Raw genomic sequence first — 19874 nt, 5'->3', positions numbered from 1 at the left:
AATTATCAGGATAGGTTCAACTCATACACCGGAGATATCAGCTGCTCCCAACCGACTCTTAAAAGCAGACGGCAATTCCGGCATGGCCCCACTCTGTGTACAAACATAGGCGGAGACTTCCACTGCCAGTTTATGCGCTTCGGGAACAGGTTTCCCACTAAGTATAGCCGATGTAAAAGCAGCAGTAAAAGAATCACCTGCCCCCACAGTATCGGCAACAGGAACTTTCGGTGTATCCTGATAAGATACTACACCCGGAGTAAATACATAACTGCCATTGGTTCCACAAGTCAGAATCAGCATCTTCAGATTATATTTAGCCAAAAGTATCCAGCATTTATCCTGTAAATCAATACCCGGATAACCGAAGATACGGCTGATAGTAACCAGTTCCTCATCATTTATTTTAAGTATGTTGCAGCGGCGCATAGATTCGCAGAGTATTTCTTTCGTATAGAATCCCTGACGAAGATTGATATCGAAAATCTTGATCTGATCTTCTCCATCAGGCATGGTGTCCAGAAAACGTTGAATAGTAGCACGACTCACGGGACTGCGCTGAGCCAGCGAACCGAAACAAACAGCACGGGTGGAAAGGGCCAGACGTTTCAAATCATCCGTAAAAGGAATGTTATCCCAAGCTACCCCCTCTTTAATCTCATAACAGGGAACCCCCACAGCATCAAGAGTAACCTGTACCGTACCGGTAGGATAATCCACTTGCTCGATCTCACAAGTCAGTTTCTTTTGAGCAAAAACATCCAATATTTCCTGTCCGTCAGCATCACGTCCCACTGCACTCACTACACGGCTATCAAAACCAAACTGTGATACATGATAAGCGAAATTGGCAGGCGCACCACCTATCTTCTTTCCTTCGGGCAGCACATCCCAGAGTGCTTCACCCATTCCTACGATGATTTTATTCATGACACTAAATTTAATTACAAATTATAAATTACAATTAGACATTAGGTTATTTCTTTATCTTCAAAGTATAGTACAGCAAATAAAGTACTCCGACAGTCATCACGGCTACTGCACCGCTTTGTCCTATGGCATCACTTGCCAATCCCATTGCCAACGGAAAAACAGTTCCACCAAAAAGTCCCATTATCATCAGACCGGAAACTTCATTCTTCTTGCCGGGCATATACAGCAACGCCTGTGAGAAGACAATCGAAAAGATATTCGAGTTTCCGTAACCTATCAGCGCAATGCAAATATAAATAGATGTTTTTGAATGGAAAGCAAAAAGTCCAATCATTGCCAGTAACATCATAAAACTACTGATAGCAAAGAACGATTTAGCATTCATCCTCCTCAAAATAAAAGAACCTGTGAAGCAGCCTGCCGTACGGAAAATGAAGTAGAGACTGGTAGCAAACGCAGCGTCATCCAATCCCATCCCCAAACGCTCCATTAGAATCTTAGGAGCAGTAGTATTCGTACCTACATCGATTCCTACATGGCACATGATACCGATGAAAGAAAGCAAAACAAACGGTTTACCCAATAAAGCCAAACACTCACCGAACGTAGAAGGTTTTCCTTCCTCTTTCTCCTCGGCAATCTGTGTCTGTCCCAACAATAAAACGGCTATCACAGCTATCACCATATAAATAGGAAACAGCACACGCCAACCCAAACCGAACGACGGAATGGCCTGTGTAGCTCCCCACATAGCAATGTAAGGTGCAAGAAACGAAGCAATCGCCTTTACAAATTGTCCGAAGGTAAGGCTACTTGCCAGCCGGTCACCTCTCACGATGTTGGAAAGCAGCGGATTCAGTGAAGTCTGCATCAATGCATTGCCGATACCTAATAAAGAGAAAGAAAGCAGCATCAACGTATAGCTATCACCAAAAACAGGCAATAACAACGAAGCAAAGGTCACAACCAAACTAAGGAGTACCGTCTTTTTTTGTCCGATACGGCTCATCAACATACCTGTCGGCACAGAGAAGATCAGGAACCAGAAGAAAACCAGCGAAGGGAAGATGTTAGCTTGAGAGTCTGTCAAACCCAAATCTGCTTTTACATAGTTGGAGGCGATGCCTACCAGATCCACAAATCCCATAGCGAAAAAGCAGAGCATCACAGGGATCAGCTTGGATAACGAAGAATTAGATTTCATTGTTGTATGGTATTAATTTAAGTATTTCTTGCTCGGAAAAGCACGTTGCAAAGGAAGCGAATATCAGAACAACAGGATAACAATCTTGTTACAAAGAGTGGCAATTATGATACAAGAATGTTTTTTAAGCGCATTTCAAGGGCATTATTTCTCTTTTTAGCTACATTTGTGGAAAATTATCCAAAGAAACTTTTTAAACAACAATATGGAAACACTCTTTAATGGACGACTCAGCATTGAAGTTTCTGCACATGGAGCAGAGCTATGCAGTATTTTTTCTAATGGAAAAGAATATCTATGGCAGGCAGATCCTGCATTCTGGAAACGCCATTCGCCGGTACTCTTCCCGATTGTAGGAAGCGTATGGGAGAATGAATATCGAAACGAAGATACCACCTATGTCCTCACTCAGCATGGATTTGCCCGCGACATGGAGTTCACACTGATATCCGAGGAAAACGATGAAGTCCGCTACCAGCTTGTCAGCAACGAAGAAACACTCAAGAAATATCCTTTCCCATTCCGTCTCACCATCGGCTATCGCATCCGCGAGAAGAAGGTCGATGTCATGTGGGAAGTAGAGAATACCGGGGAGAAGGAAATGCACTTCCAGATTGGTGCACATCCGGCATTCTACTATCCGGATTTCGATGCCGAAACGCAAGAACGGGGATTTTTCGGTTTCAATAAGAAAAGCGGACTGAAATACATACTTATTTCTGAAAAAGGATGTGCCGACCCGGACACCCAATATCCTCTGAAACTGACAAACGACTTGTTGCCATTGGACACACATACATTTGACAAAGATGCACTTATATTGGAGGGAAGCCAGGTGCGGCGGGTTACTCTATATAATAAGGAGAAAGCTCCTTATCTCAGCCTCCATTTTGATGCGCCTGTTGTCGGACTGTGGTCGCCACCTGCCAAGAATGCCCCGTTTGTCTGTATTGAACCATGGTACGGTCGTTGCGACAAAGCACATTATACAGGAGAGTATAAAGATAAGGATTGGGTACAGCATCTGCAACCCGAAGAGGTATTCAAAGGAAAATATACCATTGAAATAGAAGAATAAAGGAGAAGCCGTACCTGGTCCGTATCTGGTCCAAACGCTTAGGTACGGACCAGCTACGGAGCGGGTACGGCTTTGATAAAATTCGGGTACAGAAAAGGAGGAAATATAGACCAATCTTATTTCAACTTATAAACCTTGAATGAACTTACCGCATAGCTACCGCCTTTGGCATAGAAACTGATACGGTTGTAAGGTTCCGAAGGAAACACAAGGTTTGTCATTGCGAAACGTCCGTCATCGCCAAACGCTTCAATACTTGATTTATCAACGAAAAGACGCAGCGTCATTTCCGAATTGCCTTCTATCGGAGCAAGAGTCAGCACCGGAAAGTCCGAACTGAATGATACGACTCCGCTCTTACTACGATCCATCGCAAACTTCTTCTCTACCAGATTATAGTAAATATCCACTTCTTCTCCTTTTGAATTGAAAAGTTGGAAGCCAATGACTTCTGCATTTCTGTTCTTAATCGTCATTTCAATTTCATACGTACCTGTATTATCCGAAAGCAGTTTGTCCATATTATAAGTACGGTCCACCTTGAAGGAATGCTTCTTTTCTTCTTTCCCACGCAGTTTCAGCAGTTCTCGCGAAGGGGAAGATTTCAGATAAGTTTCACCCGCCGAAGTATAGAGACTCAGGTCACGGGGAACAGAGTTACCACTGCGATACTGAGTAGTAGGTACATTGTTGGCATATTGCCAGTTGCTCATCCATGCCAGCGCTATATGGCGTCCTTCGGGCGCATTACTCCAAGTCACGGTAGCATAGTGATCTTTTCCCCAGTCCATCCACTTGGTGTTTTTCGGTGATTCATTCACAAACTTCTTTCCATCGAAGGTACCTACAAAGTATTGAGTGGCACTTCCACCGAAAGGTCCGCCGGGATTAATATTACAGATTAGAACCCATTTCTTCAGTTCCGTACCTTCAATAGGTAATTCTATCAGGTCGGGACATTCCCATACACCACCATGAGCCCCCTGACCTTCACCGAAACTACTTTCATAAGCCCAGTCCTTCAGATTAGCTGAAGAGTAGATTTGCATTTCCTGACCTACGGCAAGAATCATGATCCATTTATCGGTAGCGTCATGCCAGAAAACTTTCGGATCACGGAAATCACGTTGGGTGGAAGTCAGTATAGGATTACGCGCATACTTCTTGAATGTCTTTCCGTTGTCCAGACTGTAAGCCATACTCTGTACCTGGCGATCGCTGGCCGAAGTATAGAAAGCTATGATCGCACCGGCACCAAAGCCTGCCGTATTATCCTTATCAACCACACAGGAACCACTGAAGATAGTTCCCAACGCATCGGGCGCAATGGCTATCGGCTGATGTTCCCAATTCACCAGGTCTGTACTGGTGGCATGTCCCCAATGCATATTTCCCCACATAGAACCGTAAGGATTGTATTGATAAAACAAATGATAAACACCATCTTTATATACCATACCGTTCGGATCATTCATCCAGCCATATTGAGGAGTGAAGTGATAAAGCGGACGGAAACTCTCGCGATTGGATGTATCAAACTCATTGGAAAGTTTCATTTCATCCCAGCAAATAGCCGTATCGGGTATCAACTGGAAGTTGAAAGAAAGTGATTTATTATCAAATCCGGAGAGATCTACCGGAACAAAATAGTCCACCTTATTTATAGCCAGACGAACATTCATATTGCGCACTACGTCATTATCGGCTATCATATATAGCTTTGCCTCCGGAGCAGCCTCTTCCACGGGAAGCAACAGAAATTTCTTCTGGTTCTCAATCTGGACAATGCTCTGTCCGTCACCTAAATGTTTAATCACAAAAGGAGGATTAATAGCCTGACACGAAAAGACAGACCAGATTGTACCTATTATAAAGGTAAGGGTCCATCGCACAGTCAACAAATTGTTTTTTAAATTCATGATGTTTTTGGGTATTACATTTAATTAATAATGAGTTGCTCGGGAAAGCACTTTGCAAAGGAAGCGAATAAAACAGAAATAGCCTGCCATTTATGTTTCATAAGCTGGCAAATATGATACCTGCCCTTTATTTTGTTACAAATATACCAGCTTATGAAACATAAATTACAGCATATTTTCACTTAATTCCCTTTCTTTGCAACATCAAAACATCACTCGGGAAAGCATGTTTTGAGAGGTAATCCACAGCGATTACAAAATGAAAAGCATATTAATTAAAATCTAAAAACATGGAAGGCATAAAAAGATCACTTCTATTTGCACTCTTTCTTATAATGTGTACACTAGTTCAGGCCCAACGCCTGACGGTACAAGGAAAAGTGGTTTCCAAGACTGACGGAGAATCCATTATCGGTGCAACTGTCATAGAAACCAACCAGACAAGTAACGGCACCATAACAGACATCGACGGTAACTTTACATTGTCTGTACCACAAGGCGCAGAACTCTCCATTTCGTATATCGGATTCAAGACTGTGAATGTGAAAGCTCAAGCTACACTGAATATCGTTCTGGAAGAAGAATCGGAATTGCTACAGGAAGTCGTAGTCACAGGTTATACTACTCAACGCAAGGCCGACCTGACCGGAGCCATCTCCGTAGTCAGCATAGACGAGATTGCCAAGCAAAACGAAAACAACCCGATCAAAGCATTACAGGGACGCGTCCCCGGTATGAACATCACAGCCGACGGTAATCCCAGTGGAAATGCCACTGTACGTATTCGCGGTGTCGGGACTTTGAATAATAACGATCCTCTTTATATTATTGACGGTGTGCCTACCAAATCGGGCATGCACGAACTGAACGGCAATGATATCGAATCTATCCAGGTATTGAAGGATGCGGCTTCTGCCTCTATCTATGGTTCACGCGCTGCAAACGGTGTCATCATCATCACTACGAAGAAAGGTAAAGAAGGACAGATAAAGATTAACTTCGATGCTTCTATCGCCGCTTCCATGTATACCAATAAGATGGAAGTACTGAATGCGGAAGAATATGGCCGTGCCATGTGGCAAGCTTACGTAAACGAAGGCCAGGATCCCAACACCAACGCACTGGGTTATAAGTATAGCTGGGGATATGACGCAAACGGTTATCCTCAACTGAACAACATCAGCATGTCCAAGTATCTGGATTCCGCCAATACGGTTCCGGCTGCCGACACCGACTGGTTCGATGAAACAACCCGTACAGGTATTATCCAGCAGTACAATGTATCAGTAAGCAATGGTTCTGAAAAGGGGTCATCTTTCTTCTCCCTGGGCTATTATAAGAATATAGGTATCATCAAGGACAGTGACTTCGAACGTTTCTCTGCCCGCATAAATTCTGATTATAATCTGATTGGCAAATTCCTGACCATAGGAGAGCACTTCACACTGAACCGCACTTCGGAGGTGCAGGCACCGGGTGGATTCTTGCAAAATGTATTGCAATTCAATCCCTCATTGCCCGTTTACGACATCAATGGAGAATATGCAGGTCCGGTAGGCGGATATCCCGACCGTGAGAACCCGGTAGCGAGACTGGACCGTAACTCTGATAATCGCTATACTTACTGGCGTATGTTTGGTGATGCTTACATCAACCTCAACCCCTTCAAAGGATTCAATGTCCGCTCCACCTTCGGATTGGATTATGCACAGAAATCACAACGCATCTTCACCTACCCCATCACCGAAGGCAATGTGGCAAATGATAAGAATGCCGTAGAAGCCAAGCAGGAACACTGGACGAAATGGATGTGGAATGCCATCGCTACCTACAATCTGGAAATCGGCAAACATCGTGGAGACGCCATGGTGGGTATGGAGCTGAACCGTGAAGATGATATCAATTTTTCGGGTTATAAAGAAGATTATTCTATTCTGACACCCGACTATATGTGGCCGAATGCGGGTTCCGGTACGGCTCAGGCTTACGGTTCGGGCGAAGGCTATTCACTGGTTTCTTTCTTCGGAAAACTGAATTATACATATGATGATAAATACCTACTCTCGATGACAGTACGCCGTGACGGTTCTTCACGTTTCGGTAAAAATAACCGCTATGCCACATTCCCTTCCTTCTCACTGGGATGGCGCTTGAACCGTGAAAAGTTCATGCAAAACCTCAGTTGGATTGACGATCTGAAAGTCCGCGGTTCATGGGGACAGACCGGCAACCAGGAAATCTCGAACATTGCCCGCTATACAATTTATGTTCCCAACTACGGTGTAACGGAATCAGGCGGTCAGAGCTATGGTACTTCCTACGACATTGCCGGAACCAATGGCGGCAGCATCCTTCAATCCGGATTCAAACGTAATCAGATCGGTAATGATAACATCAAATGGGAAACAACCACACAAACGAACCTCGGCCTCGATTTCTCACTGTTTAAACAATCTCTTTACGGTTCATTCGACTGGTTCTACAAAAAGACAACGGATATTCTGGTACAGATGGCAGGTATCGCCGCTATGGGCGAAGGAAGCAGTCAATGGATCAATGCGGGAGAAATGAAGAATGTGGGTGTTGAATTGAATCTCGGTTATCGCAATCAAACGAGATTCGGACTGAAATATGACCTGAATGCCAACATATCCACTTACCGGAATGAAATCACGAAGCTGCCAACTACAGTAGCAGCCAACGGCACTTTCGGTGGTAACGGTGTACAAAGCGTAATCGGTCACGCCAATGGTTCGCAGGTGGGTTATGTAGCTGACGGTATCTTCAAATCACAGGAAGAGATTGATAACCATGCCACTCAGGAAGGCGCCGGGATAGGCCGTATCCGCTGGCGTGACTTGGACGGTAACGGTATCATCAATGAGAAAGACCAGCAATGGATTTACAATCCGACTCCGGACTTCAGCTATGGTCTGAACATCTACCTTGAATACAAGAATTTTGACCTCACCATGTTCTGGCAAGGTGTTCAGGGAGTAGATGTTATCAGCGACCTGAAGAAAGAAACCGACCTTTGGAGTGGACTCAATATCGGTTTCCTGAACAAAGGTAAGCGAGTACTCGATGCATGGTCACCCACCAATCCGAACTCTACCATTCCTGCATTGTCACGCAGCGATACGAACAATGAGAAACGTGTTTCCACTTACTTTGTTGAGAATGGTTCGTTCCTGAAGTTACGCAATATACAGTTGGGATACAACGTTCCGAAAAACTTTGCCCAGAAGATGAAGATGGAGCACCTGCGCTTCTATCTGAGCGCACAGAACGTATTCACCATCAAGAGTAAGGAGTTCACCGGAGTAGATCCTGAGAATGCCAACTATGGTTACCCCATCCCGATGAATATAACTTTCGGTATTAATGTAGGCTTTTAACAATAAAATCAGTTACTTATGAAAAAGTTAATATATACAGCAGTCTTAGGTCTTTCACTGATGTGCGGCAGTTGCACCGACTTTCTGGAAGATCAGCTCCCCCAGGGAACCATCAGCGACGAACAGCTGAAGAACCCGGCATACATCGACAATCTGGTAATCTCTGCTTATGCAGTATGGATTACTGCCGAAGATATCAATTCTTCCTTCTCCATGTGGAACTATGACGTACGTTCGGATGACGCTTACAAAGGCGGAAACGGTACGGAAGACGGTGATGTATTCCACTCACTGGACATCTCACAAGGTATCATGACTACGGCATGGAACATCAGCGATATGTGGCAGCGCCTCTACAACTGTATCTCACGCGTCAATACAGCTTTGCAACTATTGGAACAAGTGGATGAAAGTACTTATTCACTAAAGCAGCAGCGCATTGCCGAAATGAGATTCCTCCGTGCACATGGTCACTTCTTGCTGAAACGCCTGTACAAGAAGATCCCGTTTGCCAACGATGCCAACTTGTCACCGGAAGAATATAACTATCTCTCCAACACCACTTACAACAATGACGAAGGCTGGCAACAGATTGCAGATGACTTCCAGTTTGCTTATGATAACCTTCCCGTGAAGCAGGCAGACAAAGGTCGCCCCGCCAAAGCCGCAGCAGCCGCCTATCTGGCAAAGACTTATCTGTACAAAGCTTATCATCAGGATAATGCAGACAGCCATGAAGTGACAAGCCTCAGCACGGAAGACCTGGTGAAAGTAGTACAATACACAGACAATGCCATTATGTCGGCAGGCGGCTACGGGCTGGAATCAGATTTTCACAATAACTTCCGTCCGGAACCTCAATATGAAAATGGCGTGGAATCCCTGTGGGCCATGCAATACTCCATGAACGACGGTACCAACAACGGTAACTGCAACTGGTCTTATGGTCTGATCGTTCCCAACATTCCGGGAGTTACCGATGGTGGTTGCGACTTCTACAAACCGAGCCAGAATCTGGTAAATGCATTCAAAACAGATGCCAACGGACACCCGCTGCTGGATTCCTTTAACAACACCGATTACAATTCGCAATCCGATTATGCTGACCCACGCCTCTTCCTGACGGTAGGTATGCCGGGATTCCCTTATGAATTCAATAAGAACTACATGATGGACCAGTCGACTACCTGGAGCCGCAGCAACGGACTTTACGGATATTACGTGACCTTGAAGCAGAATGTGGATCCGGATGGCGATTACCTGATAAAGGGTGCCTGGTGGGGTTCTCCGATGAACCGCATCGTACTGCGCTACTCGGACGTATTGTTGATGCGTGCCGAAGCACTGATCCAACTGAACGACGGACGTATAGCTGAAGCTATCAGCCTGATTAACGAAGTACGTAACCGTGCTAAACAAAGCACAGCCATGATTGCCGACTACGAAATGGAATATGGCGTACGTTTCAACATTCAGCCTTATACGGGAAGCTACTCACAGGCAGATGCCTTGAAATTGTTGAAGTTTGAACGTCGTGTAGAGCTGGCTCTGGAATCAGAGCGCTTCTTTGACCTGGTAAGATGGGGCGAAGCTGCCGAAGTACTGAATAAGTTCTATGCCGAGGAAGCTGCCGACTGCACCATCTACACGAATGCCTCGTTCACTAAGAATAAAAATGAATATCTGCCTATCCCGTTTGCACAGATGAGTGCCAGCAACGGAAACTATACGCAGAATTGTGGTAACTGGTAACCTTATAAAAAAGAAGAACATTATGAAATCAATACTGAATAAACTAAATCTGCTTGTACTGGGAACTGTCCTGTTGTTAACATTCCCGGGATGTAGCGATGATAATACTTCCGACCTGAAACTGGACGGAGACACATGGCTCACCGCCCTTGAACTGAATGATACCTATACGGGGGTGATAGACCGGACCAATAAGACCGTAACTGTGGCAGTGCCCGAAGTATACGACACTGACGCAATGAAAGTTACCGGTATCGAAGTATCCGAAGGTGCCGAGGCCTCTGTTAAGGCAGGCGATGTGCTGAACTTCTCATTCCCCCAAGTGATAAAAGTGACTAACGGAAACGTATTCCTGGACTACACCGTCAACATCAAGCATGATGAAGCGCGGATACTCTCCTTCAAACTGAATGACGCTTATGCCGGAGTTATCGACCAGACTAAACATACCATCACCGTACGTGTGCCGAGTTCAGTCAATATCAAAAACATGGTTCCGATCATTACAACTTCGGCAGGAGCCACCGTAATGCCGGCATCCGGCCAGGCTATTGACTTCAGCAATCCTGTAGAATTCACCGTTTCATATAACACCGCATCTGCCGTTTATACGGTAACGGTTATCCCGACCGATGCACCGAGTGCCGTATATGTGGGTCTGGCAGCTACACTGAACGAACTGAATCCGGAAGAAAAGGAAGCGGCAACCTGGATGCTGAACAATATTGCCAATTCGCAGTATATCTCATTCGAAGATGTGCAGGCAGGAAGAGTAGACCTGAGCGAATGTGAAATCATGTGGTGGCATCTGCATATAGACGGCGGCATCGACAACATGGATAAGTTTGAAAAGGCAGCGCCTGCAGCAATCAACGCATTGGTGAAGATGAAAGACCTTTATAACAATGGCATGAACCTGCTGCTTACCCGCTATGCTACTTATTATGCCGCCAAACTGGGTGCTACCCTGGACGGCAACAACCCGAACAACTGTTGGGGACAATCGGAAGAATCCGGTGAAATAGTGGGTGGTGCATGGAACTTCTTTATCCAGGGACACGAGTCGCACGCCCTCTACCAGAACCTGGTGATGAACAGCGGTGAAACAGATAAGGTCTATACCTTCGATACCGGTTACCGAACCACCAACAGTACGGCACAATGGCACATCGGTTCCGACTGGGGCGGCTATGCTACGAATGAAGTATGGCGTACCAATCATGGCGGTGTCGATCTGGGTTACGGTGGCGATGGTGCTATCGTGGCATGGGAATATCTGCCTGAAGACTCTCGCGGAGGTATCGTATGTATCGGCTCAGGATGTTACGACTGGTATGCTTACGGCATAGATGCTTCAGCAGACAAGTATCATGGCAATGTAGCCAAACTGACAGAGAATGCAATCGACTATTTAACGGGTAAATAAAACTAATATATGAAAACAATGATATATTCACTCACACTGGCTGCTCTGATGATCACTTCTTTCAGCAGCTGTAGCGATGACAATGATCCGGTTTTAACTCAGAAAGACTGGGACGGAACCACCACTTATTTTGCTTCGGCAGATGCCATGAAGTTCGATACATACTACAAGCCATCTGTTGGTTATGTAGGCGATCCGATGCCTTTCTATGATCCGCAGGCAAAAGATTTCAAGATTATGTATCTACAGGAATACCGTCCGAACCAAGCAGGCACTTATCACCCGATATGGGCGGTAAGTACTCAGGACGCCGCTTCATACACATCTATGGGTGAACTGATTTCTTGCGGAGGATTGTCGGAGCAGGATGCCGCTATCGGAACGGGTAGTACTATTTATAATCCTTCGGATAAATTGTACTATACCTTCTACACAGGTAACAAATATCAGCCTACTTCTTCCGAGAACGGTCAGGTAGTGATGTATGCCACCTCACCCGACTTCAAGACCTGGACCAAGAATCGCACTTTTTATCTGAAGGGTGACACTGACGGGTACAGCAAGAATGATTTCCGCGACCCCTTCGTTTTTGAAGGTGAAGATGGAAAATACCACATGCTTGTTTCCACTACTAAAAGCGGCAAAGGGGTACTGGCCGAATATACTTCTACAGATATGAAGACTTGGGAACATGCAGGTGTATTCATGACCATGATGTGGGATCGCTTTTATGAATGTCCCGATGTCTTCAAGATGGGAGACTGGTGGTATCTGGTCTACTCGGAGATGCATGCAGCCGTACGCAAAGTTCAATATTTCAAGGGACGTACACTGGAAGAACTGAAAGCAACCACCGCCAACGATGCCGGTATCTGGCCCGACAACCACGAAGGTTTCCTTGACTCACGTGGCTTCTATGCAGGCAAGACGGCTTCGGACGGAACTAACCGCTACATCTGGGGATGGTGCCCCACCCGCTCGGGCAATGACAATACTGCCGTAGGAGCTTCTCCGAACGAACCGGAATGGGCAGGAAGCCTGGTTGCACACAAAGTAGTTCAGCATGCGGATGGTACTTTGACTTTAGGCTTAGTAGAAGGTATCAGCCAGAAATATGCCACCGCCTCTACTGTAAAAGTGATGGAAAAGAGTAGCGGAGTATCAGAAAGCAACGGTAACTATACTCTGACGGATAATGCTTATATCCTATTCAATCGCTTAAATGTAAACAACAAGATTTCGTTTACCGTAAAGACGGCAGGCGATGCAGATAGATTCGGTATCTCTCTGGTACGCGGTACGGACTCCAAAAAGTATTATACCATTGTAGTGAATCCGGAAGACAACAATAACAAGCGAAAAATAAACTTCGAAGAAGAAGGTGAAGAAGGTAAAGGATTCATCGACGGAATAGACGGGTATCTGTTCGACAGACCTGCTGATAATACTTATCATGTAACTATCTGTACGGACAACTCTGTCTGCGTGGTTTATATCAATGATAATGTGGCTTATACAAACCGCATATATGGTATGCAGAAGAATCCATGGTCTATTAATAGTTATTCGGGAACGGTGGAAGTCAGCGCTGTGAAGGTTAGCTATTACTGAGTTAATTCACCACAGAGTAACACTGAGTTTCACAGAGTTCTATAAGAGTTTCACATACCACGTAACCATCTGTGTGACAACGCACTTGGTGTTCCATCACGATCAGTCGTAATGAAACACGAGTTCAGTCCTAGTGGGAGGTACCTTCAGTCCTAGTGGGAAGTGCCTTCAGTCCTAGTGGGAAATACCCTCAGTTTAATATAGTGAACGAATCATTGAATTGTTCATATCAGACTTACTAAAGTTTGTAGGCCAACAAAGATTAAGAATAAAAAAACGCATTGCCAGATAATGATTGCCACTTTATAGCAATCATTATTTGGCAATGCGTTTACAATCTTTTGATTAATCACTGAAAGTCATACTTCGCCGCACATGCATAACCTTCTTCATACAAATCAGTCAATTTCCTGATATCCCGTTCGATACGGTCGACTGTTACAGGTTTCTGCGGACGGATTACAGTAATCTCTCCTGCCGCTTCCATACGTTCCACCATTTCCAACTGCTCGTTGTACACACGGCAACGACGGCTTAAAGCCTCACGCACTTTCGGGTATTTACGGTACAGGAAAGAAGGTATATGTATGTCCTTTGCTTCTTTACGATAACCATGATTACGGGTAAGCACTACCACATTATGGGTAAATCCCTCACTCCTGGCACGCATCAGCGGAATACTGTCGACAATACCTCCGTCAAGCATCGGCTCATTATCCACATAAGCAATAGGGCAGACAAAAGGCAGGCTGCTTGAAGCACGCACAATGTCAATCACACGATGCTTGTCCCGTTTCTCCTCAAAATAGTTAGCCTCACCCGTCACACAATTTGTAGTCACCATTTCATAGCGCTCCGGACAAGAGAAATACGCTTCATAATCATAAGGAAGAATGTGTTCGGGAAATTCCTGGAACAGCAGATCGAAGTCCATAATATTACGTTTCTTCAACAAATATTTCAACCCGATATACTGATATTTCTCCAGTAAGTCAATGTTACTGTACTTGGCACGTCCGCGCTGGCCGGACATATAAGAAAGTCCATTACATGCTCCGGCACTGACTCCGATAGTATAGGGGAAGCGGATGCCACGGTCCATAAAGCTGTCCAGCACGCCACAAGTGAAGACACCACGCATGCCGCCGCCTTCAAGAACCAATCCTGTCTGGGGTTTGATATGTATCTTTTTCTCCATAATTATCTGATAAAACGCTCCAAAGATAGCTTTTGTTTCCGAAATCTCCCTATCTTTGTGCCAGTAACAATCATTTAATATCAATTTAATTATGATGAAAAAGTCAATACTTATTGCCACTTTAGGCTTATTGAGTTTCAATGTGTCAGCACAGGACACTCCGAAAGCGGAAGAAGGCTTCATCTTCACAACCGTTAAAGAAAACCCGATTACTTCCGTTAAAAACCAAAACCGTTCCAGCACATGCTGGAGTTTTTCGGCTCTTGGTTTCCTTGAAAGCGAATTGCTGCGTATGGGCAAAGGCGAATATGATTTATCAGAAATGTTTGTGGTGCACCACACCATGATGGACCGCGGCGTGAACTACGTACGCTATCACGGTGACAGTTCTTTCTCACCCGGTGGAAGCTTCTACGACATCATGTTCTGCCTGAGAAACTACGGTCTTGTTCCGCAGGAAGCTATGCCGGGCATCATGTACGGTGACACATTGCCGGTACACAACGAGTTGGATGCCGTGGCCGGTGCTTACGTAAACGCTATTGCCAAAGGCAAACTGACCAAACTGACTCCGGTATGGAAGAAAGGCCTGTGCTCTATCTATGATACTTACCTCGGCAAGTGTCCCGAAAACTTCACTTACAAAGGAAAAGAATATACTCCGAAGACATTTGCCGAATCCCTCGGAATCAATCCGGACGATTACATATCTCTGACTTCATTTACCCACCATCCATTCTACACTCAGATGAACATCGAAATTCAGGACAACTGGCGCAACGGCCTTTCTTATAACCTGCCTTTGATGGAATTCATGTCTGTTATCGACAATGCCGTTAACAACGGTTACACTGTAGCTTGGGGTAGCGACGTCAGCGAAAACGGTTTCACTCGTGACGGTATAGCCGTTATGCCCGATGCGGATCGTGGTGCCGAACTCACCGGTTCCGACATGGCACGCTGGACAGGTCTTACTGCCGCCGACAAACGCAAAGAACTGACTTCCCGTCCATTACCGGAAATCACCGTAACTCAGGAAATGCGCCAAACAGCATTCGACAATTGGGAAACTACCGATGACCACGGTATGCTTATCTACGGTATAGCCAAAGACCAGAACGGTAAGGAATACTACATGGTAAAGAACTCCTGGGGTACCAACAACAAATACAAAGGTACTTGGTATGCTTCTAAACCTTTCGTTGCTTACAAAACTATCAATATCCTGGTACACAAAGATGCAGTGCCCAAAGCATTGCTGAAGAAGCTGGGAGTTAAATAAGTGATTAGTGGTGAGTGATTAGTGCTGTGCTGTCATTGCCGCATGGTACTAATCACTTATCACTCACTACTAATCACTATTTCATCATCCTACTGTTAATATATTCCGTAAACTGATCCTTATAATTCTCTCCTACCGGAATATAGGTCTCTCCAAAAACGATGCGCAGGCGAGAAACTTCCGTTATCTTTTTCAAATTGACAATATAAGAACGATGTACCCGCATAAACTGAGAGGGGGGCAAAGTTTCTTCCAGACGCTTCATGCTGAGTAAAGGCATAATGGGCTTAGCCTCTCCTTCTACAAAGATACGTACGTATTCGCTCATTCCCTCAATATATTTAATATCTGCCAAGTTGATACGCGTAACGCGATAATCACTCTTCACAAACAGAGTACCGTCATTGAAAGAAAGTTCGGACGGAGTTGACGGTGGAGCAACTGTTCCATGACCTTTGGTGCGGAATTCCCACCATTTATACGCTTTGTCCACCGCCTTCAGGAAGTCTTGAAAGCCAAACGGTTTCAGCAGATAATCCAGTGCATCTACTTTGAAACCTTCGACGGCATACTCCGAATAAGCTGTTGTGAAGATAACCAACGGCTTTTCCGTCAGGGAACGCACAAAGTCCATCCCATTCAGGTCGGGCATATTGATATCAACAAACATCAGATCAATCTTCTGTGCGGAAAGAACACTCATAGCATCGAAAGCGTCTTGGCAGGAAGCTACAAGATTCAGAAAAGGTACACGGGAGATATATCCCGTCAGTTGGGTAAGAGCCAACGGCTCATCATCAATAGCTATACAATTTATCATAATATACCTCCATTCTGTATTAACTCACCGGCACAAGCAACTGCACATCAAAACAATCGGCCGTATCATCAATAGATAGTTTATAACGCTCACCGAACAACAGACGCAAACGCTTGCGGATATTATCAAGACCGATACCGTGGTGCTGATCTTCGGACCTATAATAATTACTGTTGGAACAAACGAAATGAATTTCCTCTCCCACCACCTGCAAACAGACTGATACGAATGAAGCATGCTGATAACTGACACCATGCTTAAAAGCATTCTCTACAAACGAAACGAACAATAGGGGTGGTACTTGTACTTCGCCCGTATCCGTAGGAAAAGACACATCTATCCGCACTTTATCCGTATAGCGGATGCGCATCAGCTCTATATAATGATTGAGGAACTGCAACTCCTTGGAAAGCGATATCAAGCGGTTATTCGATTCATAAAGCACATAGCGCATTAACCGTGAAAGTTCGACAATGGTTTGTTTGGCCTTCTCCGTATCAATATCCACCAATGCATGTATATTATTGAGAGTATTCATGAAGAAGTGCGGATTTATCTGGTATTTCAGATAATCCAACTCCGTCTGAAGATTGTTGTGCTCCAGTTCTTTCATAGCCTCCTGATCGCGTACTGACTTAAAAAACAGCTTAACAGCAATGTTGAAACTGAACATAAGCAAAGCTATCAGCATGCGCCCCAGAAAAGGACCACGAAACAGGGGCACAAAGAAAGGCATCTCTTCGAAAGGCGGACGTGGGAAGTCAGAATGCCGAGGATCAGGACGTCCCCCCCGTACAGACGGCATATCCGGCCCCGAAGGCTTACCGGGAGCATCATGCTCTCTCGGCCCGGGCCCTTCCTTTCCCCGGTCGCGCATTCTCTGTTCTATTTGCTGCCGCTTCATGACAGGACGACTGGGAGACACCATATCCACTACCCAGAAAGTGAACGTAGATAATAATATGGCAACTACTACATACACTACCACTTTCTGCTTCAGGAAAAGGAAAGGAGCAAGCACACGATTATTCAATAAGAAAAGGAAAAAGAATGGCAACACATTGAGCCATAAAATAAAAACTCCTTTCCACCGCATCACTTCCACCTTACCCGATAAAAGTTCGAAGAAATTGCTTACCACCGGCACCATCAGTACGATAAGCCACACAGCAATGTAGATCATCATTTCCGGCAGGTAACGTTTATAGGTAGCACGGGCAAACACTTTCTTCATGGTTTGTTTCCTTTTTAGAGATGTCATGGCAAATATAGCCGACTTTCGATTAACTGACAAAAGAAATAGACGAGGAGGAGCTTTTCATCGGCAAAGTTCTCATTACCAATGCCAACCACCTCCGCCACCACCAGGACCTCCGGAAGATACGTTTCCTACCGAAGTCACCATACTGCTGGGCGTAAAAGTCGCTACCTGTGAACCTGTTGTATAGGTGCCACCAACAGTCAGTCCATAGAATTCAGTACCTCCGGTCACCGAACCGCCTGTATAAATCGTATAAGTGGTGCCCGATGCCAACTTCGAACTGCTGAACAACAATGTCATTTGCGAATAAGCACGGGGAATAGTGTAAGACATCACCTGATCAGAACCTTGAATACTCAAAAGCGTACCTTTACTACCCGAACCGCCATAGATAACCGTGCGTTGTGTACAAACGCTGGACGTGGGAGTACTAGTGCCGCCACCAATTCCCAAGATAGTTCCTCCTGTTATCTTAAAAGTATTCTGATCGCAGTCAAATCCTTCCTCGGGAGATGTAGTACCGATAGAGACAATCGTACCACCGGTAATAGTCAGGGTACCGTTAGAATCGACACCATCATTTCCACTGCTGTAACAATAGATATTACCGCCGTTGATAACAATGCTTTTAGAAGCATTCATACAGTCATCATAAGAATAGACGCTGACGTCACCACCATTCACCGTAAGGGTACTTTTACTTTCAATCCCTTCACTTCCTTCACCACCTGGAGTCTTCACCCAGATAGTACCGGAATTGATAGTCAAATTACCGTCTGCTTTAATGCCTTTGGCGGAGGAATCCAGACGATTATAGACATACTGTTTACCGGTAGTAATAATCTTCACCGTACTATTATCGATACTCAGAGTTCCGTCGCAATTAATACCTTTACCGGCAGCACCCGTACTTTTGACTAAAAGAGTAGTACCATTCATCACTAGGTTACCATCACATTTGATACCTGCGGCAGAACTCAGATCATTGTCTTCATAGACCGCAGAGCCCGAAGTCAGCAGAATCAACTGCCCCCCACTGAGCGTGATGTCCGTTTCCGCCTTTACCGCTTTAGAGGCATCCCCAGAGATGTCAGCCTTGATAAGTCCGCCTCGTATATCAATGAATCCTTTTTCACAGTCTAACCCATCACCGGATGCTTTCACCTTCAGGATACCACCACCAATAATGATTTTATCATTCGTATGAATTCCATCTTTCACGGCAGAAGCTACGGTAATATTGCTGCCGCTACGCAAACGCACATAGTCGTCACTACAAATACCATGCTTGTAATTACCTGTCACAGTCAGTGCACCCGTACCGCTAAAAATAAGTTGTCCTTCACTAAAAAAGCATCCTTTTTCATCTTCGCCCGTTACGGTGGAGTAAGAAGAAGCATCTGCCAGATAGTTCTCCGTTTCCGTCTTCACTTCTACAAAAACACGCTTGCCGGACTGGATATTGATTGCCGCCCCGCTGTCATTAGTCAGCGAAACACCCGCAAGAGTCAGTTTAAACTTCTTATCACTGTATACCTTGAAAGAGCCGTTGGATGCCGAACCACTAAGCACATATTCTACACCTGCTACGGATGCATTTACTGTGACATGTGCTCCGTTTGTGGTTACTGTAACCCCACTCACAGAGCCTGTCACCGTTGCCGAACCATTAGCAAATGCTATTTGTATGGAAGAAGCGAATGATGAATTTTCTATAAAGTCATCATATTCATCATCATTCTTGTCGGTTATGATAGTTTCAGCTATTTCAACATATGAATTATCAGCTATATCTTCCCACGAAACATCAAAGTCAAGTAATGTACCCGAAGCATCCGAACTGCCTGAACTTCCACCGGGGTTCGTTCCCCCATCCGTTCCGTTCTCTCCCCAATCATCAAAAGGACTATCAGCACTACACGCGACACACAAGCAGAAACACACTGCATAAATCCCTATTTTCTGTATTCGTTTCATTTCCATCATTTATTT

At 45.0% G+C, this 19874-nt stretch carries 13 protein-coding genes; 6 read left to right on the top strand and 7 right to left on the bottom strand.

The window, feature by feature from the left end; translation table 11 throughout:
• Positions 1–21: 21 nt before the first annotated feature.
• Both K429_RS0105095 and K429_RS0105090 read right to left on the bottom strand, forming a co-directional pair.
• Complete coding sequence (locus K429_RS0105095) at positions 22–930, bottom strand: carbohydrate kinase (RefSeq protein ID WP_007214835.1); 909 nt, start codon at positions 928–930, stop codon at positions 22–24.
• Positions 931–976: 46 nt separating this feature from the next.
• Entirely contained in the window at positions 977–2137 is a 1161-nt protein-coding gene (locus tag K429_RS0105090) for an MFS transporter (RefSeq protein ID WP_007217377.1), read from the bottom strand.
• Positions 2138–2342: 205 nt separating this feature from the next.
• Here K429_RS0105090 and K429_RS0105080 point away from each other — a divergent pair, with 205 nt between their 5' ends.
• A complete protein-coding gene (locus tag K429_RS0105080; RefSeq protein WP_007214838.1) occupies positions 2343–3215 on the top strand; it encodes an aldose 1-epimerase family protein in 873 nt (290 codons plus the stop codon).
• A gap of 116 nt (positions 3216–3331) precedes the next feature.
• Here the strand turns inward: K429_RS0105080 and K429_RS0105075 are convergent, their stop codons facing one another.
• Positions 3332–5134 carry a GH32 C-terminal domain-containing protein gene (locus K429_RS0105075; RefSeq protein WP_081750832.1) on the bottom strand — a complete coding sequence of 601 codons (1803 nt, stop codon included), beginning with the start codon at positions 5132–5134 and terminating at the stop codon, positions 3332–3334.
• Between the two features lie 335 nt (positions 5135–5469).
• Here K429_RS0105075 and K429_RS0105070 point away from each other — a divergent pair, with 335 nt between their 5' ends.
• From K429_RS0105070 to K429_RS0105055, 4 genes are read left to right on the top strand one after another with little or no spacing between them, the layout of a single operon-like run.
• Positions 5470–8532 (top strand): SusC/RagA family TonB-linked outer membrane protein, encoded by a 3063-nt coding sequence (locus tag K429_RS0105070; protein WP_369796056.1) that lies wholly within the window; start codon positions 5470–5472, stop codon positions 8530–8532.
• Positions 8533–8550: 18 nt separating this feature from the next.
• Entirely contained in the window at positions 8551–10284 is a 1734-nt protein-coding gene (locus tag K429_RS0105065; protein ID WP_025726233.1) for a RagB/SusD family nutrient uptake outer membrane protein, read from the top strand.
• A gap of 22 nt (positions 10285–10306) precedes the next feature.
• Entirely contained in the window at positions 10307–11710 is a 1404-nt protein-coding gene (locus K429_RS0105060; protein WP_025726232.1) for a DUF4960 domain-containing protein, read from the top strand.
• A 9-nt stretch (positions 11711–11719) separates the two neighbouring features.
• Entirely contained in the window at positions 11720–13321 is a 1602-nt protein-coding gene (locus tag K429_RS0105055) for a glycoside hydrolase family 32 protein (RefSeq protein WP_022210830.1), read from the top strand.
• A 349-nt stretch (positions 13322–13670) separates the two neighbouring features.
• On the opposite strand, the gene K429_RS0105050 is transcribed toward K429_RS0105055, so the two are convergent.
• Entirely contained in the window at positions 13671–14519 is an 849-nt protein-coding gene (locus K429_RS0105050) for a patatin family protein (protein WP_025726231.1), read from the bottom strand.
• Positions 14520–14613: 94 nt separating this feature from the next.
• On the opposite strand from K429_RS0105050, the gene K429_RS0105045 reads away from it, so the two are divergent.
• On the top strand, positions 14614–15801 hold the full coding sequence (locus K429_RS0105045; protein ID WP_025726230.1) for an aminopeptidase C: 1188 nt from the start codon (positions 14614–14616) through the stop codon (positions 15799–15801).
• Positions 15802–15877: 76 nt separating this feature from the next.
• Here K429_RS0105045 and K429_RS0105040 read toward each other — a convergent pair whose 3' ends face one another.
• The 3 genes from K429_RS0105040 to K429_RS0105030 all read right to left on the bottom strand — a co-directional run bounded on the left by K429_RS0105040 (position 15878) and on the right by K429_RS0105030 (position 19859).
• Positions 15878–16621 carry a LytTR family DNA-binding domain-containing protein gene (locus K429_RS0105040; RefSeq protein ID WP_007214849.1) on the bottom strand — a complete coding sequence of 248 codons (744 nt, stop codon included), beginning with the start codon at positions 16619–16621 and terminating at the stop codon, positions 15878–15880.
• A gap of 19 nt (positions 16622–16640) precedes the next feature.
• Positions 16641–17855 carry a sensor histidine kinase gene (locus K429_RS0105035; protein WP_044096365.1) on the bottom strand — a complete coding sequence of 405 codons (1215 nt, stop codon included), beginning with the start codon at positions 17853–17855 and terminating at the stop codon, positions 16641–16643.
• Positions 17856–17957: 102 nt separating this feature from the next.
• Positions 17958–19859 carry a carbohydrate-binding domain-containing protein gene (locus tag K429_RS0105030; protein WP_025726228.1) on the bottom strand — a complete coding sequence of 634 codons (1902 nt, stop codon included), beginning with the start codon at positions 19857–19859 and terminating at the stop codon, positions 17958–17960.
• Between the last annotated feature and the right edge of the window lie 15 nt (positions 19860–19874).

Origin of the sequence: Bacteroides sp. 14(A), from assembly GCF_000526555.1 — a bacterium.
Taxonomy (GTDB): Bacteria; Bacteroidota; Bacteroidia; order Bacteroidales; family Bacteroidaceae; genus Bacteroides; species Bacteroides cellulosilyticus.
This window is presented reverse-complemented; position numbering and strand designations above follow the sequence as displayed.

Coding starts and splice junctions, on each gene's coding strand:
- K429_RS0105095 (WP_007214835.1), bottom strand. CDS start 930: ATGAATAAAATCATCGTAGGAATGGGTGAAGCACTCTGGGATGTGCTG.
- K429_RS0105090 (WP_007217377.1), bottom strand. CDS start 2,137: ATGAAATCTAATTCTTCGTTATCCAAGCTGATCCCTGTGATGCTCTGC.
- K429_RS0105080 (WP_007214838.1), top strand. CDS start 2,343: ATGGAAACACTCTTTAATGGACGACTCAGCATTGAAGTTTCTGCACAT.
- K429_RS0105075 (WP_081750832.1), bottom strand. CDS start 5,134: ATGAATTTAAAAAACAATTTGTTGACTGTGCGATGGACCCTTACCTTT.
- K429_RS0105070 (WP_369796056.1), top strand. CDS start 5,470: ATGTGTACACTAGTTCAGGCCCAACGCCTGACGGTACAAGGAAAAGTG.
- K429_RS0105065 (WP_025726233.1), top strand. CDS start 8,551: ATGAAAAAGTTAATATATACAGCAGTCTTAGGTCTTTCACTGATGTGC.
- K429_RS0105060 (WP_025726232.1), top strand. CDS start 10,307: ATGAAATCAATACTGAATAAACTAAATCTGCTTGTACTGGGAACTGTC.
- K429_RS0105055 (WP_022210830.1), top strand. CDS start 11,720: ATGAAAACAATGATATATTCACTCACACTGGCTGCTCTGATGATCACT.
- K429_RS0105050 (WP_025726231.1), bottom strand. CDS start 14,519: ATGGAGAAAAAGATACATATCAAACCCCAGACAGGATTGGTTCTTGAA.
- K429_RS0105045 (WP_025726230.1), top strand. CDS start 14,614: ATGAAAAAGTCAATACTTATTGCCACTTTAGGCTTATTGAGTTTCAAT.
- K429_RS0105040 (WP_007214849.1), bottom strand. CDS start 16,621: ATGATAAATTGTATAGCTATTGATGATGAGCCGTTGGCTCTTACCCAA.
- K429_RS0105035 (WP_044096365.1), bottom strand. CDS start 17,855: ATGAAGAAAGTGTTTGCCCGTGCTACCTATAAACGTTACCTGCCGGAA.
- K429_RS0105030 (WP_025726228.1), bottom strand. CDS start 19,859: ATGAAACGAATACAGAAAATAGGGATTTATGCAGTGTGTTTCTGCTTG.